20 protein-coding genes are annotated in these 26,985 nt (G+C 63.4%); 12 read left to right on the forward strand and 8 right to left on the reverse strand.

What is annotated here, in order from left to right; translation table 11 throughout:
* The first annotated feature begins 48 nt into the window (after positions 1–48).
* From B6V76_RS06100 to B6V76_RS06125, 6 genes are all read left to right on the forward strand, one after another.
* Entirely contained in the window at positions 49–1,341 is a 1,293-nt protein-coding gene (locus tag B6V76_RS06100; RefSeq protein ID WP_088726959.1) for an AAA family ATPase, read from the forward strand.
* Between the two features lies 1 nt (position 1,342).
* Positions 1,343–2,017 carry a DUF4276 family protein gene (locus B6V76_RS06105; RefSeq protein ID WP_088726960.1) on the forward strand — a complete coding sequence of 225 codons (675 nt, stop codon included), beginning with the start codon at positions 1,343–1,345 and terminating at the stop codon, positions 2,015–2,017.
* A 629-nt stretch (positions 2,018–2,646) separates the two neighbouring features.
* The gene (locus B6V76_RS06110) at positions 2,647–3,192 is read left to right on the forward strand and encodes a type II toxin-antitoxin system PemK/MazF family toxin (RefSeq protein WP_088726961.1); all 546 of its coding nucleotides are present in this window, start codon (positions 2,647–2,649) and stop codon (positions 3,190–3,192) included.
* A gap of 71 nt (positions 3,193–3,263) precedes the next feature.
* On the forward strand, positions 3,264–3,671 hold the full coding sequence (locus B6V76_RS06115; RefSeq protein WP_088726962.1) for a hypothetical protein: 408 nt from the start codon (positions 3,264–3,266) through the stop codon (positions 3,669–3,671).
* 215 nt (positions 3,672–3,886) lie between these two features.
* Positions 3,887–4,066, forward strand: coding sequence for a hypothetical protein (locus B6V76_RS06120; RefSeq protein WP_088726963.1), 180 nt, complete (start codon positions 3,887–3,889; stop codon positions 4,064–4,066).
* Complete coding sequence (locus tag B6V76_RS06125) at positions 4,063–5,592, forward strand: recombinase family protein (RefSeq protein WP_088726964.1); 1,530 nt, start codon at positions 4,063–4,065, stop codon at positions 5,590–5,592. Before B6V76_RS06120 ends, B6V76_RS06125 begins: the two co-directional genes overlap by 4 nt.
* Positions 5,593–5,971: 379 nt before the next feature.
* On the opposite strand, the gene B6V76_RS06130 is transcribed toward B6V76_RS06125, so the two are convergent.
* Together B6V76_RS06130 and B6V76_RS06135 are read right to left on the reverse strand one after the other, a co-directional pair.
* On the reverse strand, positions 5,972–9,229 hold the full coding sequence (locus tag B6V76_RS06130; RefSeq protein ID WP_233243026.1) for an efflux RND transporter permease subunit: 3,258 nt from the start codon (positions 9,227–9,229) through the stop codon (positions 5,972–5,974).
* A complete protein-coding gene (locus tag B6V76_RS06135; protein WP_088726966.1) occupies positions 9,219–10,208 on the reverse strand; it encodes an efflux RND transporter periplasmic adaptor subunit in 990 nt (329 codons plus the stop codon). Before B6V76_RS06135 ends, B6V76_RS06130 begins: the two co-directional genes overlap by 11 nt.
* 200 nt (positions 10,209–10,408) lie before the next feature.
* Between B6V76_RS06135 and serS the strand changes: the two genes are divergently transcribed.
* Positions 10,409–11,698 (forward strand): serine--tRNA ligase, encoded by a 1,290-nt coding sequence (gene serS, locus B6V76_RS06140; RefSeq protein ID WP_088726967.1) that lies wholly within the window; start codon positions 10,409–10,411, stop codon positions 11,696–11,698.
* Between the two features lie 123 nt (positions 11,699–11,821).
* Complete coding sequence (locus B6V76_RS19870) at positions 11,822–11,995, forward strand: hypothetical protein (protein ID WP_157771566.1); 174 nt, start codon at positions 11,822–11,824, stop codon at positions 11,993–11,995.
* An 83-nt stretch (positions 11,996–12,078) separates the two neighbouring features.
* On the opposite strand, the gene der is transcribed toward B6V76_RS19870, so the two are convergent.
* The 3 genes from der to B6V76_RS06160 form a co-directional block, all read right to left on the reverse strand.
* Complete coding sequence (gene der, locus B6V76_RS06150) at positions 12,079–13,593, reverse strand: ribosome biogenesis GTPase Der (RefSeq protein WP_075776062.1); 1,515 nt, start codon at positions 13,591–13,593, stop codon at positions 12,079–12,081.
* A 49-nt stretch (positions 13,594–13,642) separates the two neighbouring features.
* On the reverse strand, positions 13,643–14,965 hold the full coding sequence (locus B6V76_RS06155) for a PQQ-binding-like beta-propeller repeat protein (protein ID WP_075776063.1): 1,323 nt from the start codon (positions 14,963–14,965) through the stop codon (positions 13,643–13,645).
* 71 nt (positions 14,966–15,036) lie between these two features.
* On the reverse strand, positions 15,037–15,714 hold the full coding sequence (locus tag B6V76_RS06160; protein ID WP_088726968.1) for a hypothetical protein: 678 nt from the start codon (positions 15,712–15,714) through the stop codon (positions 15,037–15,039).
* A 197-nt stretch (positions 15,715–15,911) separates the two neighbouring features.
* Between B6V76_RS06160 and B6V76_RS06165 the strand changes: the two genes are divergently transcribed.
* Complete coding sequence (locus B6V76_RS06165) at positions 15,912–17,090, forward strand: efflux RND transporter periplasmic adaptor subunit (protein ID WP_088726969.1); 1,179 nt, start codon at positions 15,912–15,914, stop codon at positions 17,088–17,090.
* Entirely contained in the window at positions 17,087–20,641 is a 3,555-nt protein-coding gene (locus B6V76_RS06170; RefSeq protein ID WP_088726970.1) for an efflux RND transporter permease subunit, read from the forward strand. The genes B6V76_RS06165 and B6V76_RS06170 overlap by 4 nt, the downstream gene beginning before the upstream one ends.
* A gap of 171 nt (positions 20,642–20,812) precedes the next feature.
* Here B6V76_RS06170 and B6V76_RS06175 read toward each other — a convergent pair whose 3' ends face one another.
* Positions 20,813–22,660 carry an ABC transporter ATP-binding protein/permease gene (locus B6V76_RS06175; RefSeq protein WP_088719006.1) on the reverse strand — a complete coding sequence of 616 codons (1,848 nt, stop codon included), beginning with the start codon at positions 22,658–22,660 and terminating at the stop codon, positions 20,813–20,815.
* 137 nt (positions 22,661–22,797) lie between these two features.
* Positions 22,798–24,369, reverse strand: coding sequence for a LysM peptidoglycan-binding domain-containing protein (locus B6V76_RS06180; protein ID WP_088726971.1), 1,572 nt, complete (start codon positions 24,367–24,369; stop codon positions 22,798–22,800).
* 135 nt (positions 24,370–24,504) lie between these two features.
* Between B6V76_RS06180 and B6V76_RS06185 the strand changes: the two genes are divergently transcribed.
* Positions 24,505–25,059: a TIGR00730 family Rossman fold protein gene (locus B6V76_RS06185; protein ID WP_088726972.1), complete on the forward strand. Its 555-nt coding sequence runs from the start codon at positions 24,505–24,507 to the stop codon at positions 25,057–25,059.
* On the opposite strand, the gene rarD is transcribed toward B6V76_RS06185, so the two are convergent.
* Positions 25,045–25,986 (reverse strand): EamA family transporter RarD, encoded by a 942-nt coding sequence (gene rarD / locus B6V76_RS06190; RefSeq protein WP_088719009.1) that lies wholly within the window; start codon positions 25,984–25,986, stop codon positions 25,045–25,047. The genes B6V76_RS06185 and rarD overlap by 15 nt on opposite strands.
* A 133-nt stretch (positions 25,987–26,119) precedes the next feature.
* Between rarD and B6V76_RS06195 the strand changes: the two genes are divergently transcribed.
* Positions 26,120–26,965 carry a DUF1206 domain-containing protein gene (locus tag B6V76_RS06195; RefSeq protein ID WP_075776071.1) on the forward strand — a complete coding sequence of 282 codons (846 nt, stop codon included), beginning with the start codon at positions 26,120–26,122 and terminating at the stop codon, positions 26,963–26,965.
* Positions 26,966–26,985: the final 20 nt, after the last annotated feature.

Raw genomic sequence — 26,985 nt, forward strand, 5'->3', positions numbered from 1 at the left:
TCGCGCCTTGCCGAACATACCGTTGGGCAAACCAAGAATGGAAAAAAGATGCCCATCATCGAAGGCTTTAAGGTCAAGAATTTCCGGTCGCTCAAGGACGTGACCCTCGGTCGGCTCTGGAATCAGAGGGCCAACGAACCTCTCACTCCGATGACCGCTGTAATTGGTAGAAACGGCGTCGGTAAAAGCACCCTTTTCGATGCATTCGGTTTTCTTTCAGACTGCCTAAAACTTGGAGTTGAAGAAGCGTGTGACTCGAGAGGGCGAGGAGGGTTTTCAAGAATTAAATCTCAGGGGCAGGATGGCCCAATAGAATTCGAAATTTATTATAAAGAAGATCGAAAGGCTCGCCCCATAACTTACGAGGTTTCTATCGATCTAGATGCCTCAGGTCGCCCGTTTGTCCTCAGGGAGCGGCTCCGTCAAAGAAGGAAGGGGCAGAGCCGGGGGTGGCCATTCTCATTTCTGATACTTGAAAATGGTTCGGGTGTAGCTTGGAAAGGGGATGAAGACGGGAGCCAGATCGATGAGGGCGAAGGGAGCCTAAGTCTCAATGAGTTGATTGATAACTTCTTAAAATATGAAACGTCCGAGGAGTCGAAGGATACTGAGTTTGTTGAGCTTTCGAGTAGTAGGCATTTGGGGATCGCCACACTGGGATCTTTGAAGCAGCACCCAAGAATTTCTGCTTTCCGTAGTTTTATAGAGGGTTGGTATCTGAGCTATTTTACTCCTGATGCGGCTCGTAGCTTGCCACTTGCCGGCCCTCAGCGTCACCTAAACATGCACGGCGACAATCTTGGCAATGTTGTTCAATTTATGGAAAGAGAGCATCCGCGACGCTTCCAGTCGATCATGAATGATATCGCAAAAAAAATTCCTGGTATTGAAAAAATCGATACGGAGAAAACGCCTGATGGGCGTCTACTACTAAAATTTAATGATCGTGGATTTGAGGATCCATTTTATGCCCAGCAGATGTCTGATGGGACGCTGAAAGTTTTCGCCTATTTGCTGATGCTTGAAGACCCTTCTCCGCCCCCATTTTTGTGCATCGAAGAACCGGAGAACGGCCTTTATCATAAGCTTCTCGAAAGCTTAGCTATGGAATTTCGTTCGCATGCAACCGGTCGCAAAAACAGTTCGCAAGTTTTTGTCACTACCCATCAACCCTATTTGGTCGATGCACTTTCTCCTAGTGAGGTCTGGATCCTTAGAAAACAGGATGATGGCTTTTCATCCGTTCAGCGAGCGAGCGATATTTCGATTGTAAAATCCATGGTGGACGAGGGTATTCCATTGGGTGGTCTTTGGTATAGCGATTATCTGGACGATTGCTGATATGCATTTCGAATTTCTTGTTGAAGATCAGTCTGGAAAAGTCGCTTTAGAGGGTTTTCTTCCAAACCTGCTCCCCCCAGAAGTGACTTATAAAATTCACAGCTACAAAGGTATTGGCCACATTCCAAAGAATCTCAAAGGAAAGCTTGACCCCGCGAAAAGAATTCTTCTAAATAGGCTTCCGTCTCTTTTGGCGGGCTATGGCAAGGCGTTTTCTAAATATCCAGACGAATATGACGCTGCAGTGATTCTAGTTTGTGATTTGGATGATCGAAACAAGCGCGATTTTGTTGCTGAGCTCAACGCCATTTTAGATGCGTGCGACCCGAGACCTGATACGCGGTTTTGCCTTTGCGTCGAAGAAGGTGAAGCGTGGCTTTTGGGCCATAGGGAAGCAGTAGAGACCGCTTATCCATTGGCGAAGAGTAGTGTGCTGAATGGTTACGAGAACGACAGCATTTGTGGGACTTGGGAGCTATTGGCGGATGCGGTTTTTCCCGGTGGAGCTTCGGCTCTGATCGAAAAGGGAAAACCCGAAGTCGGAAGGATGAAGTCCGTTTGGGCTTCGGAAATCGCACCGTTAATTGATGTTGATCATAACCAGTCGCCTAGCTTTCAGTTTTTTGTAAGGACCTTGAGAGAGCTTCTGAATTTTCAGGTCGAAGCAGAAGGTTAGCTTTTCTGAAGCCTTCTTGCTATCAGCGGATCAATCTAGATCTCAAATTTCGAATTGGTGCGATCCGGCATGGTTTATCGTGTTTCGGATGGTATGAATTTTCTAGCGTTTATCCCTTCATAGGACTGTTGATCTTCGTGCGAGAGTATCGCCACACCATTACTCACTAAGCATCTGACATTCCGGGCCGTTGGCCCTCCCTGTCAGAAGCCGTTCGCCGGGGCGCTGCCCCGGACCCCGCGCCTTCCGCGGGACCGAAGGGCGGTCGCTCGCCGCGCCCCCTCCGGCCTCCCCCTGGCGTCCTCCGACGGACCATAGGGGCGCTCGCCACCCCCTCTGGACTACCCCGGCCACCTTCCGCGGGACCAGAGGGTCGTCGTTCTGCACTCCCCCTCTGGACACCCCCTGCGCCCGGGGGAGGTCGCTTGGGCGCGCCTCCCCCGAACCCCCTCCAGCATCGCGCCGCTCCTCGAATGACTGCGGGCCAGGGCCCGAGTTGTTTCGCGTGAGAGGCCGCCGAGGCGTCCGGGTTTCAGTCGCGCGGTCGATATGACGCGCGACCGAAACCCGGACACCCCGCAGGGGCCGGAGCGAGAGCGTGTCGATCTTTTCCCAAAATGGAGAACCCCATGTTCGACAACGTTCCCTCGACCATCGAGACGACGACGCACGCGTGGTCCGAGACCTTGCGCTCCGGCGACATCGTCTCGTTCCGCTTCCCCACGAACGAAGGCAAGACCGGCCCTGAACCGAAGGCCCGTCCTTGTCTCGTTCTCGCGTCCGCCCTGATCTCCGGGCAGCGCTGGCTCACCATCGCCTACGGCACCTCCGTCACCGAGAAGGTCCGCAAAGGTTACGCGATCCCGCTCGGCTCGCACGATGCACGCGTGGCCGGGCTCGAGCGCGCGACGGCGTTTCGCGGCGATCGCATCGTGATCGTGCGCCCCAACAATCGCGCCTTCGCAGTCAGCCCGACCCTGCGCACGCCTGTGCTCGGCCGTCTGACCGGGCGTCCGCTGCAGCGGATGCACGCGATCCGGGCGCGACTTCAGGCCGAGGCCGACATCGCTGCCGAGGCGCGCGCCGAGCGCCGCCGCGCGCGCGTCGATGACCGCAAGTCGGTGATCGAGGCCCGGGCCCGGGCCGCGGCGCGGGCGGTCATCACCGGCACCTAACGCTGAAGCCTTTCGGCAGCGTCAGTTCGCCGGCGCTGCCGCCTTTCCAAATCGCAACAGGAGTTATAACCATGCTCGTTCCCAACATGATCCCGAGCGGCAACACCCATCGGGTCATCTTGTCCTCGCCCGATCAGAAAACGCCCGATCTCGACCGGATTCAGGACATCGCCGCCGATGCGACCGGCGCGCTGCGCCTTGCTCTGCAATCGGCCTCTGATCTCTCTCAAGGCATCGCCGAGGATATCCGCACGGAGCTCACCGCGCTCGAGCGCAGGCTGGAGCGGCGCGACACGATTGGCGACGGCGCCCGCGCCGAAATCGCGCTCTGCATCGAGCGGCTCGGGGTGTTCCTTCCCGACGACACGGTCGAGGTATTCCGCGACGAGCTGAGGGTGGCGCTGAACCACTCGGAGCGCGTTGCGGATTTGATCGCGGCGGATCAGGAAATCCGCCGTCTTCGGTGGCTCGGCAAGTAAGCCAGCCACCCAACTTGGGGCGCGGGTCCGAACGGGATCCGCGCCCCCTTTTCGGGGCAGATTAAGTCGATCTGACATCCGATTTAGAATTTTCTTATTTCGCGAAAACAAAGGCTTGGCGTCGAAATAGCAGCGGATCGCCAAGTTTTCGTTTTTAGTTTTCGGGGGTCTTTACAGCTTCAGAAAACCGAAAATCAGACCAAGAGGCTCACAACATGCAGGCAACCACCACCACGCTGACCGCAGCCAACGACAACCCCGGCGGCACGATCCGGATCGAGCGCGCGCCGACTGGGCTCGTCTCCCTTCTCGGTCGCGCGGCCGCACGGCGCTTCGTCGAGGCTGCCCAGCCCGCGAATATCAATGCCGCTCCGACCGAGCGGAGCATCAAATGATCCGCGCCGCCATCTATGCCCGCTACTCGTCGAGCCTTCAGAAAGCGACTTCGATTGAAGACCAGATCGCGATGGCCCGGCGCGAATGCGACCGCAACGGCTGGACCGTCGTCGCTGTCTTTGATGACCGTGAGATGACGGGCCGCAACATGCGCCGTCCCGGCTTTCAGGCAATGAAGGATGCAATCGGTCGAAACGAAGTCGATGTCGTTGTAGTCGAGGCGCTTGATCGCCTGACCCGAAAGGTGGCCGATGCGCTTTCCCAGTTCGATCTGTTCAAGTTTCAGGGCGTCGAGTTGCATTCGGTGAAAGAAGGCCCGCAGGATTTCTTCAAGGTTCTTCTCGGAGGTTTTGGCGCGCAGCAGTTCTCGGAGATGATCGGTGCTCACACGCGTCGGGGGATGCAAGGCGCAGTCGCGCGTGGGCGCCTCCACACCAGTGCCTACGGCTATCGAAAGCGCGACAATCCGACTGGTTTGAACCGGGAGATTGACCCGGAGCAGGCCGAGGTCGTTCAGCGGATTTTTCGGGAGACCGCTGACGGTAAATCAGCACACGCTATCGCCAAGGGGCTGAACGCCGATCGGATCCCCGCACCTAAGGGTGGCAGCTGGGATGGCTCCACAATCCGAGGCCGCAAAGATCGCGAGGAAGGCATTCTCAACAACCGCCTCTATATCGGCGAGGCCTCGGTCTGTAAGTTCGGCCGTCGTTATCACCCGGAGACTGGCGAGAAAGCCGTCTTCGCGACCGAGGAGGATGTGGTGCGCGGGATCCACGAAGAACTAAGGATCGTGCCGCAGGACCTTTGGGACTCCGTTCAAGCAGAGCTTGCGCAGCGCACTCTAAAAGCCGAAAAATCGGGGAATGCCCATGCTGCGCGTCGTTCGAAGCACCTGCTCAGCGGACTTCTGATCTGTGGCTGCTGCGGGGCGCCTTATGTCAAATCCGGCAAGAACCGCTTCCAATGCCGCGAGGCACGCAGATCGGCTTGCAACAATAAAATCTCGATCCGACAGGACAGGATCGAGCCCCGTGTCTTCGACACCCTGCGCACTGAACTGCATAGCGCCGAGCTGATTGCGGAGTTCGAGGCTGCATTTCAAGCGGAGCTGCGCGCACTCGACAGCACTGATCTGGAAACCGCGATCAAGCGCGCGAACGCCGATCTAACGAAGGCGACCATGGCGCGCAAAGGGATCATGAAAGCTATCGAGCAGGGCGCGGATTACGCAGACTACTCGGCCCGCGACAAGGAGCTGAAAGCGGAGGTGGCGGATCTTGAAGCGCGGATCACGCAGCTCAAGGCGCAGCAGAGCAAGAAAGACACCGCACCACCTGACATCGCGGCGCTTTTTGAGGCCGCAATTCAGGACCTTGAAGCCTTGCTTGGCGATCCTGATCTCGTCGCGCGGGCGAACGAAGAGCTTGGCAGCCTGATCCGATCTATCACTCTCACACCGGACCCAGCGTCCCCAGACGGCCTCGCAGCCGAGATCCAGATGGATCTCGGCAATTTGCGTTAAAGGGGCCGAGGGTCAGCGTGAGGCGTGCTGGCGTGAATTGTCTCCATTGCGTTCCACTGGCTGGGCCGGGCCGCCTTGCGACATTCTCCTTTACCGGTCAGGGCGCGCAGAGCTCAGCAAAGGTGCTTGACCACGATGATGGAAACCAGCAGCACGGAGGGGCAATACAGGCGCGGGGTGCCACCTCGTGGTGACAGGAGCGATTGGACTGGCAAGGCCGACAATTAACGGTCGGGCACAGGGCGCTGCCCCTTCTGGCTTCGCCATTCATCCCCGGGATATTTCTGCGAAGGAAAAGGGGGCGCGTCGACCGCGCAACGAAAACCGCCCGCACGAGAGAAACGTGCGGGCGGTTTTGCGTTTCAGGTCAGTGACCGGATCAGGTCTTGAAAATCCGGTAGATCGCCGGGATCACGAGCACCGTCAGCAGGGTCGAGCTGAGCAGGCCGAACAAGAGCGAGATCGCAAGACCCTGGAAGATCGGGTCGGCCAAAATCACCACCGCACCGATCATCGCCGCGATCGCGGTCAGCAGGATCGGCTTGAAGCGGATGGCGCCCGCCTCGATCAGTACCTCGATCGGCGATTTGCCCTCATGGCTGCCGTGGCGGATGAAGTCCACCAGCAGGATCGAGTTACGCACGATGATCCCTGCCAGCGCGATGAAGCCGATCATCGACGTGGCCGAGAATGGCGCGTGGAAGATCCAGTGGCCCAGCATGATACCGAGGAAGGTCAGCGGCACCGGCGTCAGGATCACCAGCGGTAGCCGGAACGAGCCGAACTGCGCGACGACGAGGATGTAGATCCCAAGCAGCGCCACGGCGAAGGCTGCGCCCATGTCGCGGAAGGTCACCCAGGTCACCTCCCATTCGCCGTCCCACAGAAGCGTCACATGGCTTTCGTCCTGCGGCTGGCCATGCAGCGATACGACAGGCTTCTCGCCTTTCGGCCAATCCATGTTGTTGATCGCGTCATCGACGGCAAGCATCCCGTAGAGCGGAGCCTCGAACTTGCCGGCGAGTTCCGCGGTGACCATCTCGGCCTCGCGCCCGTTATGGCGGAAGATCGGATAGGACGCCTTCTCCTTGTCCACGCTGACCACGTCGCCAAGCTCCACGACGCCGCGCGCGCCGGGCAGGACGTTGGCCGGGATCGGCGTCGAGAGCGTTTCCTCGTTCATCACCTTGTTCGATTTCGAACGCTCCATCACGATCGGGATCGGCTGGCGCTCCTGCCCGCGATGGGAATAGCCCACGGTGGTCGAACCGTTCAGCATCCCGAGCGTGTCCCAGACATCGCCTTCGGAGACCGAATAGAACTCCAGATCGTCGGAATTGACCGTGGCGCGCAGCTTGTCGGGCTGGATGCCGAAGCTGTTATCCACGTCGACGATATAGGGCACCTGCTTGAAGGCGTCCTCGATCCGGCGGGCCGCGTCACGGCGCGCCTCGGGCGTGGGGCCATAGACCTCGGCCAGAAGCGTCGCGATCACCGGCGGACCGGGCGGCGGTTCGACCGTCTTCAGGCTCGCGCCTTCGGGCAGCTTGATCGCCTTGATCTTGTCGCGGATCTCCAGAGCGATCTCGTGGCTGGTGCGATCGCGTTCCCCTTTCGGCGCGAGTTGAAGTTCGACATCGCCCTGATTGGGCTGCGCACGCAGGTAGTAGTGGCGCACGAGCCCGTTGAAGTTGAACGGCGCGGAGGTACCCGCATGGGTCTGCACCGAGAGCACCTCGGGCAGTTTGGTCACGATCTCGGCCACCTGCTGGGCGACCGCATCCGTACCCTCGACCGAGGTGCCCGCAGGCATATCGACCACGACCGAGAGTTCGGACTTGTTGTCGAAGGGCAGCAGCTTCACCGTGACATGCTTGGTGTAGAGAAGCCCCAGCGAGCCGAAGGACAGCACCGACACCACCAGCAGGAAGAGCCCCGAGCGCGCTTTCGTTTTCAGGATCGGGCGCGCCACGACGCTGTACATCCGGCCGAGCCTGCCGCCGGCATGTTCACCGCCATAGGTGTCGTCATCGCCGTGATGGCCATGCAGCTGCGCCTTGCCCGCGACCTTCACCATCAGCCACGGGGTGATGATCACCGCCACGAAGAACGAGAAGATCATCGCCGCCGAGGCCACCGCCGGGATGGGCGACATGTAAGGCCCCATCAGCCCCGACACGAACAGCATCGGCAGCAGCGCGGCCACAACGGTCAGGGTCGCGACAATGGTTGGGTTGCCTACTTCGGCCACGGCCTCGATCGCCTTGGTCACGCGCGAGCCGGGCGTTTTCATCGCCCAATGTCGCGCGATATTCTCGATCACCACGATGGCGTCATCGACGAGGATACCGATCGCGAAGATCAGCGCGAAAAGCGACACGCGGTTGAGGGTGAAGCCCATGATATAGGCGGCAAACAGCGTCAGCAGGATCGTCACCGGGATGACCACCGCCACCACGATGGATTCGCGCCAGCCGATCGCCAACAGCACCAGACCCACGATAGAGATCGTCGCGAGACCAAGGTGGAACAGCAGCTCGTTTGCCTTCTCGTTCGCTGTCTCGCCATAGTCGCGGGTGACCTTCACCTCGACATTGTCGGGGATCAGCTGGCCGTGCAGCTCGTGGATGCGGTCGAGGATATGCTCGGCCACGACCACGGCGTTGGATCCCGCCCGCTTGGCGATGGCGAGGGTGACGGCTGGCGTGCGCTCGATCTTGCCGTCCGCGTCGCGCTGGACGTTCGAGACGATATGATCCGAGGCATCGGGCACGTAGGAGACCTTCGCGACATCGGCGACATAGACGGGGCGATTGTCGCGGGTGGTCAGCAGGAGCCCCGCGATCTCGGAAGGCGCGGTCAGCGTCTCGCCAGCCGAGAGGCTGATCTGCTTGCCCTCATGGCGGATATTGCCGGTGTTGAAAGCGCGGTTCGCCTGCGTGACCTTGTTCGACAGCTGCTGCAGCGTGACCCCGTAGAGCGCGAGCTTGTCGGGCTCGGGCTCGATACGGATCTCGCTCGTTGCGTCGCCCACCAGATAGGTCAGGCCGACATTCTCGATTTTCGTAACCTCGGTCTGCAATTCGCGCGCGACGCGGGTGAGTTCATCGCTGTCGACCTGCGCGCCGTCCTTGCCGGTCAGCGTCAGCGAGACGATCGCCACATCGTCGATCCCGCGACCCACGATCACCGGATCGGGGATACCCTTTGGGATCCTGTCCATGTTGGCGCGGACTTTTTCATGCACGCGCAGGATGGCGGCATCCGAAGAGGTGCCGACCTTGAAGCGCGCCATCACGAGCGAATAGTCGTCCTGAGTGCGCGAATAGACGTGTTCGACCTCGTTGATTCCCTGCACGATGGTTTCCATCGGCTCGGTCACCAGCTTCATCGCGTCCTGCGCCTTCAGACCCGGGGCCTGCAGGTGGATATCCACCATCGGCACGGAGATCTGCGGCTCTTCCTCGCGCGGCAGAGAGATCAGCGCGACCAGACCGACCGCCACGGCGGCGAGGATCATCAGCGGCGTCAGCGCCGAGCGGATGAAGGATTTCGTCAGACCGCCCGCGATACCCAGCTTGCCGTGGATTTCGTCGTCCTCGGGCATCTCCGGCCCGGTGCCTTGGTTATTGCTCATCGTTCGGCACCACCGTGTCGCCGGCGTTCAGACCGGTAAGAACTTCGACCATGTTCTTGCCATCGCTCGTGACATGCACCCCCGGCACGACCGTACGCAGATAGGTGCCCGCCTCTTCCTTCACGCGGACAAAATCGAGCCCCGTGCGGTTGAAGACGTATCCCTGCGGCACGAGAAGCGCCTCTCGCTCGCCCATCGGCAGCTTCACCAGAAGCCGCGCGCCGACGAAGCGCGAATCCAGATCGGGCACTTCCACATCGGCCTGCACCCGGCCACCCTCGATCTCGGGGTAAATCTTGGCGAGCTTGCCCTCGATCTCCTTCCCGTCGGGATCGGTGATCAGAATCGTGTCGCCGGTGTGCAGCGTGTCGGCGTGGCGCTCGGGGATCGACAGACGCAGGAAAAACCCGCCGCCGCCGATCGTCGCGATCGTCTCGCCGCCCATGATGACGGCATCCTTGGTGACCGGAACGGTCACGACCTTGCCGTCGATCGGCGCCGTAACGGTGCCGAATTCCTGCTGCTGCTCATAGACCTTGCGCTGCGCTTTCTGCGCCGCGATCTGGCCCTCGTAGACATTCACCTGCGTCTGCAACTGATCGACATTCTGCGAAGTCGACACGCCGCGGGCCTGCAATTCCTGCCCGCGCTTGAGCTCGGTCTTGGCATTCTCCAGCTGCGCTTCGAGCGCATTGATCTGCGCATCAACCGCGCCGATCTGATAATCGAGCGTCTGGTCGGTGATCTTGCCGATCTCCTGACCGGCTTTCACCTCGTCGCCCTCGGTCACGTCCAGCGCGGTGATCGTGCCGGAAATCCGTGCACGCGCCGCGATCGTGTTCTTCGCCTCGACCTGCCCATAGACAGATTTCCAATCGGTCACGACCTGCGGTTCGACCGTGATCGCCCCGTCCTGCGCCAGCGCGATTCCCGGCAGGATCAACGCGGCGAATGCCAATGGCAGAAGCTTCAACGTCATCTCGGGTTCCCTTCCCTTACCGGCGCGCCCCTGCGCCTGCGGTTTTATATTCCGGTTATTGAATATGTATTCACCCTACAGAATACAAGCACCGCACAGTTTCTATTGCCTTGACCTGTGTCATGGCCGCATCGCCGGGGGTTTTCGCTTTCACTTTCATGCGCTAAAGCCGTTCCCGCAACAGTCTTGGAGATGGTGAGATGCACGATATCCGCGCAATCCGCGAAAACCCCGAAGAATTCGACGCGCAACTGGCGCGGCGCGGGCTCTCGCCGCTCTCGCGCGAGATTCTCGCAATGGACGAAGCACGCCGCACGGCGATCCACGCAGCCGAGACCGCGAAAGCCGATCAGAACGCCGCGTCGAAGCAGGTCGGCGCCGCGAAAGCGAAGGGCGACGAAGCCGAGTTCGAGCGCCTGCGCGCGCTGGTGGCCGAGAAGAAGGCCGAAGTGGCGCAGATGCAGACCGAGGCGGGCGAGCTTGACGCGAAGGTCCGCGATTTGCTGATGACGATCCCGAACCTGCCGCTGGCCGACGTGCCCACCGGCGCGGACGAGGACGAGAATGTCGAGGTCAGCCGCTGGGGCACGCCGCGCGCGTTCGCCTTCGACCCGAAGGAGCATTTCGAGCTGTCCGCCGTGGGTGGCGAGATGGATTTCGAGACGGCGGCGAAGCTGTCGGGCTCGCGCTTCGTTGTACTCAAGGGCGGAGTCGCCCGCGTCCACCGGGCGCTCGCGCAATTCATGCTCGACCTGCATGTCGACAAACACGGGCTGTCCGAGAACATCACCCCCGTGCTGGTGCGCGACGAGGCGATGATGGGCACCGGCCAACTCCCGAAATTCGCCGAGGACAGCTATCAGACCACCAACGGCTGGTGGCTGATCCCCACCGCCGAGGTCACTCTGACGAACTTCGCCAATGGCGAGGTGATGGAGGCCTCCGCCCTGCCCCAGCGCATGTGCGCCCATACCAACTGCTTCCGTTCGGAGGCCGGCTCCGCAGGCAAGGATACCTCGGGCATGCTGCGTCAGCACCAGTTCGAGAAAGTCGAGATGGTCACGCTCTGCACCCCCGAGACCGCCATCGACGAGCACGAGCGCATGACCAAATGCGCCGAGGCGGTGCTGGAGGCGCTGGAACTGCCCTATCGCCGCATCGTGCTCTGCACCGGCGACATGGGGTTCGGCGCGCAGAAAACTTACGATCTCGAGGTCTGGCTTCCGGGGCAGAACACCTATCGCGAGATTTCCTCGGTTTCCACCTGCGGCACCTTCCAGGCGCGGCGGATGAACGGGCGCTACAAGCCCGAAGGCGGCGGCAAGCCCGAGTTCATCGCGACGCTCAACGGCTCGGGCCTCGCGGTCGGGCGCTGCCTGATCGCGGTGCTGGAGAACGGTCAGGAAGAGGACGGCTCGGTCACCCTGCCCGCCTGCCTGCACCCTTATCTGGGCGGCAAGACGCGGCTGGTGGACGGGAAACTGGTCTGACGCTGCGACGCGGCGACGCGAGACTCGGGGCGGGAACGTTGTTAACGTTTCCGTGTACGAAGTGAGTCGCAGGGGAAACTGCATATGTCGGTAACGATCACGCGTAAGCGGGACAGCGTCTTGATGACCCGCATCCTTGAGATCGGCGAGGACCAGATCCCCGAGCAGATCATTGCGATGCGTCGGGAAAAGACGCTCTCGAAACTGATGGCGGAGATCAATGCGGGTGCGCTCTCGGGCTCGACCGAGGAGCGCGCGCGCGCCCGGGCGGCGCTCGATCGGCTGGGCTTTCTCTAAGCCGCGTCCACATCGCCCGAATTAGAAACGCCCGCCGGAGTCTCGATATCCCCCGGCGGGCGTTTTCATTCCAGCTCAGTCGCTTACTCGCCCTTCTTCGCCTCGCGCGCTTTACGCGCCGATTCTTTGTGGGCGGAGCGCTTCTTCGCATCGACGTGCTTTTTCAGACGCGACGGGATCGACTTCTTGCGATCCTTGTAAGGGTTCGTCTTGCCCTGATCGCGCATGTAGAGGCGGATCGGCGTGCCCGGCATGTCGAAGCTCTCGCGCAGGCCGTTGATCAGGTAACGCTCGTAGCTCTCCGGGATCTTGTCGGTATGGGTCGATTTCACCACGAAGCCCGGCGGACGGGTCTTCGCCTGGGTTATGTAGCGCAGCTTGATCCGGCGACCGCCGGGCGCGGGTGGCGGGTGCGCCTCGGTCATCGCGGTCAGCCAGTTGTTCAGCTTCGCGGTCGGCACGCGGCGGTTCCAGACCTCATGGGCCTTCAGGATCGCATTGTGCAGCCGGTCGAGTCCCTTGCCGGTCTTGGCCGAGACGGTCACCAGCGGCGCGCCCTTGAGCTGCGGCAGCAGGCGTTCGAACGCTTCGCGCAGTTCCTTCAGCTTCTCGGGCTTGTCTTCTTCGAGATCCCACTTGTTCGCGGCGACCACGACCGCACGGCCCTCGGTCTCGGCGAAATCGGCGATCCGGAGATCCTGCGTCTCGAACGGAATATTGACGTCGAGCAGCACCACGACCACCTCGGCGAAGCGCACGGCGCGCAACCCATCGGCCACGCTCAGCTTCTCGACCTTGTCGGTGACGCGCGCCTTCTTGCGCATCCCCGCCGTGTCCCAGATCCGCATCGGCGTGCCCATGAAATCGGCCGTGACCGAGATCGCATCGCGGGTGATGCCTGCCTCGGGGCCGGTTAGCAGGCGGTCTTCGTTCAGAATCTTGTTGATCAGCGTAGACTTGCCCGCATTGGGGCGTCCGATCACGGCAAGCTGCAGCGGTTTCGTGGCGGAGGGCGGCTGGTAGGCGGGAATGTCGCCTTCCTCAAGCTCCTCGTCGATGACCACATCCGTGACCGGCGCGTTGGCGGCATTGCGCTCGGCGAATTCGTCCGCCAGCGGCACCAGCGCGGTGTAAAGATCGTCCAAACCTTCGCCGTGCTCGGCCGAGATCCGCAGCGGCTCGCCGAGACCAAGGCTCCATGCCTCCATCGCGCCGGCATCGCCTGCCGCCCCTTCGGCCTTGTTGGCCGCGAGGATCACGTTGGCGTTCTTCTTGCGCAGGATATCGGCGAAAATCTCGTCGGCCGGCGTCACGCCCACGCGCGCGTCGACCATGAACAGGCAGATATCGGCCTCTTCGACGGCGCGTTCAGTCAGGCGCCGCATACGGCCCTGAAGGCTGTCGTCTTCGGCCAGTTCCAGACCGGCCGAGTCGATCACGATGAAACGCAGATCTCCCAGACGCGCATCGCCCTCGCGAAGGTCACGCGTGACGCCGGGCATGTTGTCGACAAGCGCGAGTCGCTTGCCGACAAGCCGGTTGAACAGCGTCGATTTTCCGACATTCGGGCGGCCCACGATGGCCAGGGTAAAGCTCATGATGCCCTCCTTGGGCGGTCGTAAGCGGCCCCCTTACACCCTAAAGGGCTCACTGAAAAGCGTGCAGTTTCCCATCGCCGCCGACGACGTAGAGGGTGCGCCCCGCCACGACCGGATCGGTCGCAGCCCCGCCCGGGATCTTCGCCTGGCCGATGAGGCTGCCGTCGATCGGGCTGAACACGCGCAGAACGCCGTCGGAAGACGCGACGAACAGCTTGTTGCCGGCAAGAACGGGCCCGTAGCTCGCGACGATGTCGCGCTGACGCTTCGGCTTGTCCTTGGTGTAGTACGGTAGATCCTTCGACCAGATCTGATCGCCGGTCTTGGCATCAAGCCGCACGATCTTGCCCTGATCCGAAACGAGGAAGATCGAGCCGCCCGCAACCTGCACGGGGCTGTTGGCCCCTTCGGTCGCGGTCCAGATACGATCGCCGGAATTCACGTCGAAGGCCGCCAGCTTGCCCGCCGAGGAGCCCGCGTAGACGGTATCGCCCACCACGACCGGATCGCCCGTCAGATCGACGATATTGGCATAGCCCACGCCCGGACGTGCGCCCGGCACTTTGGAGTTCCACATCTGCATCCCGCTTTGCGGCAGAACGCCGCTCAGGAAGCCCGAGGAGAACGGGAAGATCACCATGCGGTCGGTCACCGCGGGCGAGGAGACGCCGGTCATGCCCGAAGCGGACGGCGCACCCGGCACCTGCCAGATTTCCTTGCCGTCGCTGGCGCGGATCGCCCAGGCCGAGGAGTCGCGGGCGACCACGTAGACCACGCCATTCTTCACGGTCGGCGCACCGCCGATGCCTGCGTCGAAATATTGCCGCCACTTGATGCCGCCAGTGGCCGCGTCGATCGCGACGAGCTCGGCGAAATCGGACGTCACGTAGACCGTGCCGTTGGCATAGGCGATCCCGCCGCCCGAGGCGTCGCCCTCGCGGTCGCCGGGCGGCGTGATGTCGGCCTGCCAGACGCGCCCGCCATTCGTCGCGGTTGCGGTGACGCGGGCCTGGCTGTCTAGGGTGTAAATCTTGCCACCGCCCACGATCGGATCGGCGGTGATGCGGTAGCGGCGCGCATTGCCCGCACCAATATCGGCGGACCAGACCGGCGTCGTGCCGTTTCCGATCGCCGCGTTGAACAGGCTATGGGTCGCCGAACCCGCACGTTGCGGCCATTCTGCATTGCTCACCTGACGTGGAAGCGAGATCGGCAGCGACTGCTGGGCGGGCGCATCAGCCAGCGGCAGCCCTTCTTCGGCGCGCAGCGCGTCGCGGGGCGAGAGACGCTCGCCGGGGAGGATGGTTTCCTTGGTACAGCCTGCCACGAAAGCCGCCACACTCAGCACGCAGATCGTCTTGCTCAGCTTCACGCCTGTTCCCCCTGCCTGTCTCGGCTCTCTTGCAGCTCCTGCGCATCCGAAAGGCGCGCTGGTTCAACCCTTTACTCTTGCGGTGCCGGAGCGCCCTGCCCCGGCTGGGTCGGCACTTCGCCACCCAGCGCCACAATCAACTCTGTCGCGCGTTGTTGCAAGCCCGGCGTGAGGCCGGCGTCCTCAAGAATCTGCTGAGCGATCGAGATTGCGCCCTCCTTGTCGCCCGAGGACAGGGCCGCCGCCGCCTGCTGCTCCATTGCCAGAAGGCGGTAAGGCGCTCCGGGGGTGGCCAGTTCCTGCAGCGTCGCGTCGCGTTTGGCGGCGTCCATGTTGTCGCCCGCCGCGATCACCGCCTTGAGCTTGGCGAGATCGCTGATCGAAGCCGGCAGCCCCGGCTCGGCGCTGACCGCATCGAAGAATTTGATCGCCTCGTCGGGCTTGCCCGCCTCGATAGCGGCGTCGCCCTGCATGATCTTGAGAACTGCTGCGCGGCCCGGACCGTCGGGGGTAATCTTCGCGAGGTCCGCGCCCGTGGTGTCGCCGTTGACGGCAGCCATCACCTTATCGCCGAAGGCGCGCGCCTCGGCTTGCGTTTTTTCCTTCTGCCACGCGTTCCAGGCGGTGCCGCCGACGATCGCGATGATGATCACCGCGCCGATCCAGCCCCATTTCTTGAACGCCGCCCAGAGCTTGTCCTGACGCACCGCCTCGGTGACTTCGTCGATGAAACTGTCGGTATCACTCACGCGCGGGTCTCCTCGTAGCTTTGGCGCCCCTCTTACACGGCTCCCCGGGCGCTGCCAAGGGCCGCACGGACCGCTCCGGTCCGCGCATCGCTGAGGAATGCAAGCCTTGAGATCACGCCTCGCTCTCGGTAAGTTGAACTCTGCGGTTCAGTCCCCAATTAAGGCGGAACGCCGCGCCCATTTACAGGAGCCCGCCGATGCGTCCGGTCCCGATCCTCAACGCGATCCTCGTTCTTGTCGCGCTCTACCTTCTGGTGTTCGAGCGCGACCGCCTGATGGGCTATCTCGGCGATGCCGCGACGCCTGCCGAGCAAGCGCAGCAGGTAGAGGAAACCGGCACCCCCGCCGTGCCGGTGCAGGCGATGGTCTCGACCGCGGAGCCGCTCGACCAAGGCGTTCTGACGCGCGGGCAGACCGAGGCTGCGCGCCGCGTCGAAGTGCGCGCCGAGACGACGGGCAAGGTAATTTCCGAACCGCTGGGCAAAGGCGCGCAGGTCGAAAAGGGACAACTGCTGTGCAAGCTCGACCCCGGCACGCGCCCGGCCGCACTGGCCGAGGCGCAGGCACGGCTGACCGAGGCCCGGCTGAACGCCACCGCCGCCGAGAGGCTGAAGGAAGGCGGCTACCGCTCTGAAACCGCAACCGCTTCCGCGCAATCGGCGCTCGAAGCGGCTACCGCCGCCGTCGAGGCCGCGCAGACCGAATTGGCGCGGCTCGAAATCACGGCGCCCTTCGCCGGGCTGATCGAGGAAGATACCGCCGAACTCGGCTCGCTACTCTCGGCGGGCGGGCTTTGCGCCACCGTGATCCAGCTCGATCCGATCAAGCTGGTGGGCTACGTCCCTGAAACCGAGATCGACCGTGTGCAGTCCGGCGCGATGGTCGGCGCACGGCTTGCGACCGGGCGCGAGGTGATGGGCAAGGTCACCTTTGTCTCGCAATCGGCGGATGCCGCCACGCGCACCTTCCGGATCGAAGCCGAGGCGCCCAATGGCGACCAATCGATCCGCGAGGGCCAGACGGTCGAGATGATCGTCGCCGCCGACGGGACCAAGGCTCATTTCCTGCCCGCCTCCGCGATGACGCTGAACGATCAGGGCAAGCTGGGCGTGCGGCTGGCGGTGGACGGCGTGGCCCGTTTCGCCCCGGTCGACTTCCTGCGCGACACGCCCGAGGGCGTCTGGCTGGCGGGCCTGCCGGAAAGCGCCACGGTGATCGTGGTCGGGCAGGACTACGTCACCGAGGGCTCGCCCGTGGCCGTGACCCTCGTCGATCACGCGCCGGGCGATGCGGCCAAAGACACGCCTGCCCCCATGACGCCCGCGCCGCAAACCGATGGCGGTGCCGCAGACGCCACCGACGGGGCCGCGCAATGACCGGCATCGTCGATTGGGCCGCAGCGCGCGCGCGGATGGTGATCGCCTTCGTGGCGATCTCGATCCTCGCGGGGCTGACCGCCTATCTGAGCCTGCCCAAGGAGGGCGAACCGGATATCGAGATCCCGATGCTGTTCATCTCGGTCCCCTTCCCCGGCATCTCGGCCACCGATTCCGAGAAGCTGCTGGTCAAGCCGATGGAGACCGAACTGGCCGGGCTCGACGGTCTGGACAAGATGACCGGCATCGCGAAGGAGAATTACGCGGGGCTCATGCTCGAATTCGACTTCGGCTGGGACAAGACCAAAATCCTCGCCGATGTCCGCGACGCGATGAACACCGCCGAAGCGAAATTCCCCGACGGCGCGGAGAAATATTCGATCAACGAGATCAACTTCTCGGAATTTCCGATCGTCGTGGTGACGCTGTCGGGCAATGCGCCCGAGCGCACCCTGCAAAAGCTCGCCCGCGAGTTGCAGGACGAGGTCGAGGGGCTGGAGCCAGTGCTGGAAGCCCAGATCGCAGGCCAGCGCGACGAGATGCTGGAAGTGGTGATCGATCCGCTGAAGCTAGAGGCCTATAACGTCACAGCGCCCGAGTTGATCAATGTCGTCCAGGCCAACAACCAGCTGATCGCGGCGGGCGAGGTCGAAACCGATGGGGGCGCGTTTTCGGTGAAGATCCCTGCGACCTTCGAGACCGCGCAGGATGTCTACGCCCTGCCGGTGAAGAAGAACGGCGAAAGCGTCGTGACACTCGGCGATCTGGCCGATATCCGCCTGACATTCGAGGATCGCACCGGCACCGCGCGCTTCAACGGCGAGCCGACGGTGGCGCTGCAGATCGTCAAGCGCAAGGGCTACAACGTCATCGACACGGTGGACCTGCTGCGAAAGACCGTGGCCGAGGCGGAGAGCCAGTGGCCCGAGCCACTGCAACGCGCGGTCGATGTCGGCATCTCGCTCGATCAGTCGAAAACCGTGGGCGCAATGGTCAGCCAGCTCGAAGGCTCGGTGCTGACCGCGATCGCGCTGGTGATGATCGTGGTGCTTGCGACGCTGGGCACGCGCTCTGCGCTCTTGGTGGGCTTCGCGATCCCGACGTCGTTTTTGCTGACTTTCCTGCTGCTGGGCGCGATGGGCGTGCCGATCTCGAATATCGTGATGTTCGGCCTGATCCTCGCCGTGGGAATGCTGGTCGATGGTGCGATCGTGGTGGTGGAATATGCCGACAAGCGTATTTCCGAGGGCTCCGGCCCGATGGCCGCCTATACGGAAGCCGCGAAACGCATGTTCTGGCCGGTCGTTTCCTCCACCGCGACGACGCTCTGCGCCTTCCTGCCAATGCTGTTCTGGCCAGGCGTGCCAGGCGAGTTCATGGGCATGCTGCCGGTCACGATCATCTTCGTGCTCTCGGCCTCGCTGGTCGTGGCGCTGATCTATCTTCCTGTCGTGGGCGGCGTCGCGGGCCGCGTGAGCCGACGACTGGATAACGGGGCCGCGCACCTCAAAGGGCTCCCCTATTGGCTGCGCCTGCTTCTGGCCGTGGTCTCCGCCGCACTCGTGTTCCTCGGCGCGCTGCTGACGCTCAACCCGGCCTTCATCACGGGCACGCATACCGCCTCGGGCAATCTGCTGGCCTCGCTGCCCGGCGTGATCCTCTTCGTGCTCGCGGCGATGCTCAGCTCGATCACCTTCACGGCGGCCAAGCCCCAAGGCAAACCGAAGCCCATCGATGCGGGGTATCGCCGCCGCCCCTTCGGGCATTTCACCGCCGCCATCGCAGGAAATCCGGTGATGCCGCTGATCGTGGTCGCGGTGATCGTGGCGGGCGTATTCATGACCTTCGGCTATTACGGCAAGAACAATAACGGCACCCAATTCTTCACCGATAGCGAGGTGGAACAGGCGATCGTCTATATCCGCGGTCGCGGGAACCTCTCGCTGACAGAGAAGGACGCGCTCCTTCAGCAAGCCGAGAACATGGTGATCGGCACGCCCGGCGTCGGCGCGGTCTTCTCCTTCGCGGGCGAAGGCGGGCTGAACCAGAACACCGGCGGCGCGCAGACCCCGCGCGATACGATCGGCCAGATACAGATCGAGATGATCCCCTGGGAAGAGCGCAAGAACGATCCTTCGCTCGATGGCGATGTGGTGATGGAGAAGATCATGGCAAAGATCGCCACCATCCCGGGGATCCAGTCCGAATATCTCGCGCAGGATCGCGGGCCGTCCTCGGGCAAGCCGATCCAGCTGCGGCTCGAGGGCGATGATTTCGCCGCGCTCGATCAAGCGGTGCGGAAGGTCGAGGCGCATATGGCGCAGATGAAAGGCGTGACCGACATCGAAGACACACGCCCCCTGCCCGGTATCGACTGGGTGATCGACGTGGACGTCACTCGCGCGGGCCGCTTCGGCGCGGATGTGGCGACCGTCGGCGGCATGGTGCAGCTGGTCACGCGCGGCATCCTGCTCGACACGATGCGCGTACCATCGTCGGACGAAGAGATCGAGATTCGCGTGCGCCTGCCCGAGGAAGACCGGGTGCTGTCGACACTTGATACGCTGAAGCTGCGCACCTCCGAGGGGCTGGTACCGCTTGCGAATTTCATTACTCGCACGCCGCAGCCGAAGATCGGGCAGATCGATCGGATCGACCAGACCCGCTTCTACGACATCAAGGCCGGCGTTCAGGAAGGGCTCACCAACGAAGACGGGCAGCCGATCACAAGCAACGAGCGGATCGCGGCGCTTGGGAAGTGGCTCGAGACGGAGGCCGCGCTGCCGCCGGGCGTCAGCTACGAATGGTCAGGCGATCTGGTCGAGCAAAACGAGAGTCAGGACTTCCTGATGACCGCCTTCGGGGGTGCGCTGGCGCTGATGTTCGTGATCCTGCTCGCGCAGTTCAACAGCTTCTACAACTCGGTGCTGGTGTTGCTGGCGGTGATCCTGTCCACCGCGGGCGTGCTGATCGGGATGCTTGTGATGGGCCAGCAATTCTCGATCATCATGACCGGCGTGGGCATCGTCGCGCTGGCCGGGATCGTGGTGAACAACAACATCATCCTGATCGACACCTATCAGGAATTTTCGCGCTACATGCCCGAGATCGAGGCGATCATCCGCACCGCTGAGGCGCGTCTTCGGCCCGTGCTGCTGACCACGATCACCACGATGGCGGGGCTCGCGCCGATGATGTTCGGCCTGTCGCTCGACTTCTTCAATGGCGGCTATTCGATCGACAGCCCGACGGCGCTTTGGTGGAAGCAACTGGCGACGGCGGTGGTGTTCGGGCTCGGCACCGCGACTGTCCTGACGCTGGTTCTGACGCCCGCGCTGCTTGCGCTTCGCGTCTGGTTCAAGACCGGTGCCTACCGCTCGACCCGCGCGCTTTCGGCGCTGATGCAAGGCGCCGAAAGCCGCGCCGCCCGCGATCTGGCGCTGGAACGCGCGATGCGCAAGATGCGTGGCCGCGAGATCATCTGGGACGAGGATGCGCCCGAAGGCGGCGTGAAGCCGCATCTGGTGACACGGCCCGACGCGGCGGAGTGAAGCTGCGAAAATGCTTGAGCGGCTAGCCCGGGCCGCGCCCGACCCTCCCCCGAGAGGGCGCATTGGCAATGTCATCGCAGGCACGACCGACCTACGGACTTTCGCGATAAAGCGCCACGCCTTGCAGGGATGGCCGCGCCCACCCAAGGGTAAGGCGCCGCCCTTCACGCGTTACGCCGCCCCCTGCTCCGCCTCGTCTTCCTCTTCCGCCGATTGCCGCGCCCACATCGAGGCATACCGCCCGCGCTGCGCCAGCAACTCCTCGTGGCGGCCGCGTTCGACGATTTCGCCCTTGTCGAGCACGAGGATTTGGTCGGCATCCGCCACCGTCGACAAACGGTGCGCAATGGTGATCACCGAGCGCCCCTCGCCCATCGCCTTCAGGCTCATCTGGATGTCGCGCTCGGTCTGGGTATCGAGCGCCGAGGTCGCCTCATCGAGCAACAAGATCGGCGGGTTCTTCAGAATCGTGCGCGCGATGCCAACCCGCTGTTTCTCACCGCCCGAAAGCTTCAGACCGCGCTCGCCCACCGCCGTGTCATAGCCTTCCGGCAGGCTGGTCACGAAGTCATGGATCCGCGCCGCTTTCGCAGCCGCCACGATCTCCTCGTCCGTTGCATCGGCGCGACCGTAAGCGATGTTGTAGCGGATCGTGTCATTGAACAGCACGGTATCCTGCGGCACCACGCCGATCGATTGCTGCAGGCTCTCCTGCGTCACATCGCGCAGGTCCTGACCGTCAATGCGGATCGCCCCGCCAGTCACCTCGTAGAACCGGAACAGCAAACGCCCGATCGTCGATTTGCCCGAGCCCGAGGGCCCGACCAGCGCCACGGTCTGCCCCGCAGGCACGTCGAAGGAAATCCCCTTCAGGATCGGCCGCGTCGGGTCATAGGCGAATTCGACCCGGTCGAAACTGATATGCCCGCCTTTCACTTTCAGAACATCGGCGCCCTCTTTGTCCTGAATTTCGGCCGGTTGCTGCAACAAATCGAACATTTCGCCCATATCGACGAGCGCCTGCCGGATCTCGCGATAGACCGTGCCGAGGAAGCCCAGCGGCATGGTGATCTGGATCATGTAGGCCTGCACCATGACGAAATCGCCGACCGTCAGCGTACCCGCCTGCACCTGCATCGCGGCCATGACCATCACCGTAACCAGCCCGATCGTAATGATCAGCGTCTGGCCGGCATTGAGCGCCGCGAGCGACTGGCCGGTCTTCACCGCCATCGTCTCGTAGCCCTTCATCGACTCGTCGTAGCGGTCCGCCTCGCGCTTGGCCGCGCCGAAATACTTGACCGTCTCGAAGTTCAACAGGCTGTCGATCGCCTTCTGGTTCGCCGCCGTGTCGGCCTTGTTCATCTCGCGCCGGATGTTCACGCGCCACTCGGTGACCTTGAAGGTGAACTTGATATAGGCCGCGATGGTGACCAGCACGACCGCCGCGTAGCGCCAGTCGAACACGACCGCGAAGATGATCGCCACCAGCGTCAGTTCGACGATCAGCGGGCCGACTGAGAACAGCATGAAGCGCAGCAGGAACTCGACGCCTTTCACCCCGCGCTCGATGATCCGGCTGAGGCCGCCGGTCTTGCGGGTGATGTGATAGCGTAAGGAGAGCTGATGCATATGGGTGAAGGTCTGCAGCGCCAGATGGCGCAGCGCGCGTTGCGCCACCTTCACGAAGATCGCATCGCGCAGCTCGCCGAAGGCCACCGTCATCAGCCGTGCGACGCCATAGGCCACGGTGATCGCCACCGCCCCCATGCCCAGTGCCCAGGCCGCCGAGGTTCCCTCGCCCGAGAGCGCGTTGACCGCCTCGCGATAGACGAAGGGCGTTGCGACCGAGATGATCTTGGCGAAGACCAGCATCACCATTGCGAAGACGACACGCCGCTTCACCCACGGGGCTTCATGCGCCCAGAGATAGGGCAGCACCGCGCGGATCGTGCGCCAACCGCGGGCGCGCTCCTCGGCATTCATCTTGCCCTTGGTCGTGATCTGTGCCGGAGGCATCGCGCCCTCCTCTTCCTCTTGACGAAAATATCCCGGGGGCTCCCGTCAGGGAGCGGGGCAGCGCCCCTCACGGGTGGAACCTGCGCGCAACCTACTCGGCGGCGCGCAGGAGTCCAGCCATGCAAGCGGTGTGTGCGCTATTGCGCAGCCCCCGAGACGTCCGTCTCGGGCGACGGGATATTGAAGACCTGCCCCGGATAGATCAGGTCGGGGTCGCGGATCTGGTCGCGATTGGCGTCGAAGACTCGGACATAGAGGAACCCGTCGCCATAGACCTCGCGCGCGATCGCCCAAAGCGTATTGCCCTTCACGATCTGCACGACCTTCACCGCGTCGCCGACCTCGCCGGTCGCGCGCACGGAGGCTGCCTGCGCACCGGTCGGGTCGGCGGCATTCGCCACGAGGATTTCGTCGGGCTGATCGAAGCCGGTCTCGGCCCGCGCGACGACCTTGCCCGTGGCGTCCTGCGCATCGATCCGCAATTTATGCTCGCCCGTGCCCAAGCCCGGCAGGTCGAGCGACCAGCGCCCATCCGCGCCCGGCTGCGCCTCGGCGACGAGCGTGTCGTCGAGATAGGCGCTGAGCGTCGTGCCTTCGGGTGCGCCACGGCCTTCGCTGCGTGCGACCTCGCCCGAGCCGAAGGAGATCGTGTCGATCACCAGGTCATCGCTTTTCGGGGCGAGCAGCCGCGCACCGTCTGCATCGGCGATGAGCGGCGCTGCGGGCGGCGTGGGCGTCGATTGTGTCACCTCGGTCGCCGTAGCGGGCGTCGTGGTCGTCGTGGTCGCAGTTCCGGCGGACGTGCCAACATCGGTCCCAGTCGCGGCGCTTCCGCTCATCGCCGTACCATCTGCCGCCGAGGCCGTCGCATCGGCGCTACTATCTGTCGCACCGTCCGCAGCCGGCCCAACGGGCGTCTGGGAGGGTACGCTCTGCTCTGCAGAGGCAATCCTCTCGGTTTTCGGCTGTCCGCGCAGCACGAGGGTCTCGGCGCTGTCGCGCGCGGAGCCATCCGCGCCGGTGACCCGCAGCGAGAGCGCGCGCGGGCCGTCGGCGGGCGGCAGATCGAAGAGCGAGGCGAAGCTGCCGCCGCCATCGGCCTGCGTGCTCGCCACGACCTTGCCGTCGACGAGAATATCGAGCTTCGCGCCCGGCTCCGCCCGCCCGGCGAGCGTCACCGAGCCGTCGGGTGCGGCCCGCAGCGCGTCGAATTGCACCTGGGCGAGCGGCTTGCCGTCACGTGCCGCCTTCGCGGTGGTGCCGTCAGTCGCCATATCCGCGCCCGTGGCAGAGCTTCCCGACGCGGCCTCCGCACCCGGGTCCTTGACCGTTTCAACCAGCTTGTCGGTGGGTTCCTGGGCCAGCGGCGCCGCGGCGCTCGCCGCTTCTTCAGCCTCCTGCGCCACCGTCTCCGCGCTTTGCGTCTGCGGCGCAGCGGTTTCGGAGGTCGCATCGGCGCTCCCCGTTTGCGCGGTTTGCGCTGCGTTGTCCGCCGCCGCATTCACACCGCCGGCCGCCTTGTCAGCCTCGGCCGAACCGGTCGCGGCAGTCGTCTCCGTGCCCGACGGTTGCGCCCCTTCGCGCTCCACCGGGCGCAGGACGCCCCAAAGCACCAGCCCCAAGATCACGAGGAGCAGCGCCGCCGCCCCCCCTTTCACCACACCGAGCCCGGTGCCCCCGGCCGGTTGATCCGTTACGTTTTCATTCATCTAAGTCCCGCCTTAACGTCATCCCCAGGGCCCTGCCGCCTGTTGTTATCTGCGGCTAGGTGACCCGATCCCTTGAGGGAACTTAGCAACCCCGGTATCACCGCTCAATAACAATGCATTTCCGGAGACACCGTCATGACCATTCCCCGTTCCGTCTGTGTCTATTGCGGCTCGCGTGCGGGCGCGAAGCCTGCTTATGCGGCAGCGGCGCGAGACACCGGCGAGATGCTGGCCACGCGCGACTGGCAGCTGGTCTATGGGGCGGGCGATGTCGGGCTGATGGGAGAGGTCGCCCGCGCGGCGCAAACCGCGGGCGGGCGCACCTTCGGCGTGATCCCCGAGCATCTCTTCCCCCGCGAGGTCGGCAAGCGCGACCTGACCACATTCGTCGTCACCGAGACGATGCACGAGCGCAAGAAGGTAATGTTCATGAATGCCGATGCGGTGGTGGTACTGCCGGGCGGAGCGGGCTCGCTCGACGAGCTGTTCGAAGTGCTGACATGGCGTCAGATCGGCCTGCACGAGAAGCCGATCTTCCTGCTCAACACCGAGGGCTACTGGGCGCCGCTCGGGTCCCTGATCGACCATATCATCGAGCAGGGCTTCGCGGATCCGTCGCTGCGCGAGCTGGTGGTGACGGTCAATAGCGTGGCGGAGCTGGAAACCGCGCTCGTCTCAGCTTTCGCCTAAACCGCGCTGCGTCGCGGGCTGTGCCGCCGGCTGCGGTCGGCGCATCTTCAGATTGGCGCTCGAATAGAGCGCGAGCGCCGTCCAGATCAGCGCCAGCGCGATCGCGTGCCAGATGGTGACCGTCTCGCCGAAGGCCAGCGTCGCCACCGCGAATTGCAGCGTCGGGTTGAGATATTGCACCAGACCCACGGTTGCCATCCGCACCCGCTGCGCCGCGTAGGCGAACAGCAGCAAGGGCGTGCCGGTGAGCGGGCCGGAGAAGATCAAAAGAACCGTGGTCTTCCAATCGCCGCCGAAATGGCCCGCGCCGGGCGCGCTGCCCCACCATCCCGCGTGATAGCCCCAGAGCACGATCAGCGCGACTGGCGAGAGCAGCAGCACCTCGGCGCAGACCGAGACCATCGCGCCCGCGCGCAACCCCTTCTTGATCAGCCCATAGGTGCCGAAGGTCGCGGCAAGGATCAGCGAAACCCAGGGCGCGACACCCAGCCCGATCGTCAGGACGATGACCGCCGTGGCGGCCAGCGCGACCGCCATCCATTGCCGCGTGCTCAGCGCCTCGCGATAGACGATCAGCCCGAGAACGACGGCGACGAGCGGGAAGATGTAATAGCCGAGCGACGCCTGAACCGCGTGGCCGAAATGGACCGACCAGATGAAGGTGAACCAGTTGGCCGATATCATAAACGCCGCGGTCGCGATCACTAACGCCCCGCGCCCGCGACGTTCGGCCAGCGCGGCCCAAAGCTCGCCGAGGCGGCCTTTCAACCCGAGGATCACGGCGAAGAACAGGAAGGACCATAAGGTGCGATGGGCGAGCACTTCGATCGGCGGCATCCCGTCGAGCATCTTGTAATAGAGACCCGACAGCCCCCAGATGACGCAGGTCGTCACCATCGCCCAGAAGCCTTTGACCGCCTCGTTCATCGAAATTCCCTTCTCTCAACCGCGTGACCCTGACCGATCGGCGGGCGAAAGGAAAGACCACGGCGCGGCGGAACCTGTGCGCTTGTCCACGCATTGGGTCTGCGTCAATTCACAACGCCGAGAGAGACCGCCAATGTCCGCCACCAACAGCCACGATCCCGACGATTTCGCTTGGGCAGTGCCCGTAATGCGCACAGGCTACGGCGGGCGCGGTCTGGTCTATCTCGTCGTCGCGGGTGTCTCGCTCTGGTCGCTGTTTCATGGCGGCAGCGCCGAGGGCACCAAACAGGTGATGGAGAAGCTCTCAAGCGGCTGGGGCGCCGTGGTGCTCGTCGGCATCGCCCTTGGCATGGCGGCTTACGCAATCTGGCGCGTGGTGGACGCGGTCTGGGATCTCGAGGCCTATGGCTCCGAGATGAAAGGGTGGATCGCCCGTATCGGCCTCGTGGTCAGCGGTCTCGTCCATCTCGGCATCGGCGGCATTGCGGTCACGGCGCTCGTCGCGCGGGCGAGCAGCGATGGCGGGACGAACAAGCTGGTCTCGACGATCCTGAGCGCGCCGATGGGTCGTATCGCGCTCGGCGTGATCGGCCTGATCGTGATCGGGGCTGGCGGTTACTATCTCTACAAGGGGCTCACCAAGGCCTATCTGAAGCATCTGATGGCCAACGAAGTCACCCGCCGCGCCAATTTCGTCCTGCAGGCGGGGCTTGCGGCGCAGGGCGTAGTGGTCGCGATCATCGGCGCGCTTATCGTTTATGCCGCCTACCGCTACGATCCGTCGAGCGCGGGTGGTCTGGGCAAGGTCTTTGACTGGGTGCGGGGCCACCCGTTCGGGCAATTCCTGACCGGGGCGATCTGCGTCGGATTGCTGGGCTTCGCCGTATTCTGCTTCGTCAACGCGGTCTACCGGATCGTGCCGCGTGCCAGCGACCCGGACATCGAAACGCTCAAGCAGAGCCTCGAGAGCGACGACTGAGGCGCGCCCTGCCCCGTCGA

This window comes from Thioclava sp. IC9 (assembly GCF_002213225.1).
In the GTDB taxonomy this organism is placed as follows: domain Bacteria; phylum Pseudomonadota; class Alphaproteobacteria; order Rhodobacterales; family Rhodobacteraceae; genus Thioclava; species Thioclava nitratireducens.

What these genes read in the sequence shown, in the direction of transcription:
- B6V76_RS06185 (WP_088726972.1), top strand. Translation starts at nt 24,505, where the DNA reads ATGACCATTCCCCGTTCCGTCTGTGTCTATTGCGGCTCGCGTGCGGGC.
- B6V76_RS06120 (WP_088726963.1), top strand. Translation starts at nt 3,887, where the DNA reads ATGCAGGCAACCACCACCACGCTGACCGCAGCCAACGACAACCCCGGC.
- B6V76_RS06195 (WP_075776071.1), top strand. Translation starts at nt 26,120, where the DNA reads ATGTCCGCCACCAACAGCCACGATCCCGACGATTTCGCTTGGGCAGTG.
- B6V76_RS06130 (WP_233243026.1), bottom strand. Translation starts at nt 9,229, where the DNA reads ATGAGCAATAACCAAGGCACCGGGCCGGAGATGCCCGAGGACGACGAA.
- B6V76_RS06115 (WP_088726962.1), top strand. Translation starts at nt 3,264, where the DNA reads ATGCTCGTTCCCAACATGATCCCGAGCGGCAACACCCATCGGGTCATC.
- B6V76_RS06125 (WP_088726964.1), top strand. Translation starts at nt 4,063, where the DNA reads ATGATCCGCGCCGCCATCTATGCCCGCTACTCGTCGAGCCTTCAGAAA.
- serS (WP_088726967.1), top strand. Translation starts at nt 10,409, where the DNA reads ATGCACGATATCCGCGCAATCCGCGAAAACCCCGAAGAATTCGACGCG.
- B6V76_RS06170 (WP_088726970.1), top strand. Translation starts at nt 17,087, where the DNA reads ATGACCGGCATCGTCGATTGGGCCGCAGCGCGCGCGCGGATGGTGATC.
- B6V76_RS06165 (WP_088726969.1), top strand. Translation starts at nt 15,912, where the DNA reads ATGCGTCCGGTCCCGATCCTCAACGCGATCCTCGTTCTTGTCGCGCTC.
- der (WP_075776062.1), bottom strand. Translation starts at nt 13,593, where the DNA reads ATGAGCTTTACCCTGGCCATCGTGGGCCGCCCGAATGTCGGAAAATCG.
- B6V76_RS19870 (WP_157771566.1), top strand. Translation starts at nt 11,822, where the DNA reads ATGACCCGCATCCTTGAGATCGGCGAGGACCAGATCCCCGAGCAGATC.
- B6V76_RS06180 (WP_088726971.1), bottom strand. Translation starts at nt 24,369, where the DNA reads ATGAATGAAAACGTAACGGATCAACCGGCCGGGGGCACCGGGCTCGGT.
- B6V76_RS06105 (WP_088726960.1), top strand. Translation starts at nt 1,343, where the DNA reads ATGCATTTCGAATTTCTTGTTGAAGATCAGTCTGGAAAAGTCGCTTTA.
- B6V76_RS06135 (WP_088726966.1), bottom strand. Translation starts at nt 10,208, where the DNA reads ATGACGTTGAAGCTTCTGCCATTGGCATTCGCCGCGTTGATCCTGCCG.
- B6V76_RS06175 (WP_088719006.1), bottom strand. Translation starts at nt 22,660, where the DNA reads ATGCCTCCGGCACAGATCACGACCAAGGGCAAGATGAATGCCGAGGAG.
- rarD (WP_088719009.1), bottom strand. Translation starts at nt 25,986, where the DNA reads ATGAACGAGGCGGTCAAAGGCTTCTGGGCGATGGTGACGACCTGCGTC.
- B6V76_RS06110 (WP_088726961.1), top strand. Translation starts at nt 2,647, where the DNA reads ATGTTCGACAACGTTCCCTCGACCATCGAGACGACGACGCACGCGTGG.
- B6V76_RS06100 (WP_088726959.1), top strand. Translation starts at nt 49, where the DNA reads ATGCCCATCATCGAAGGCTTTAAGGTCAAGAATTTCCGGTCGCTCAAG.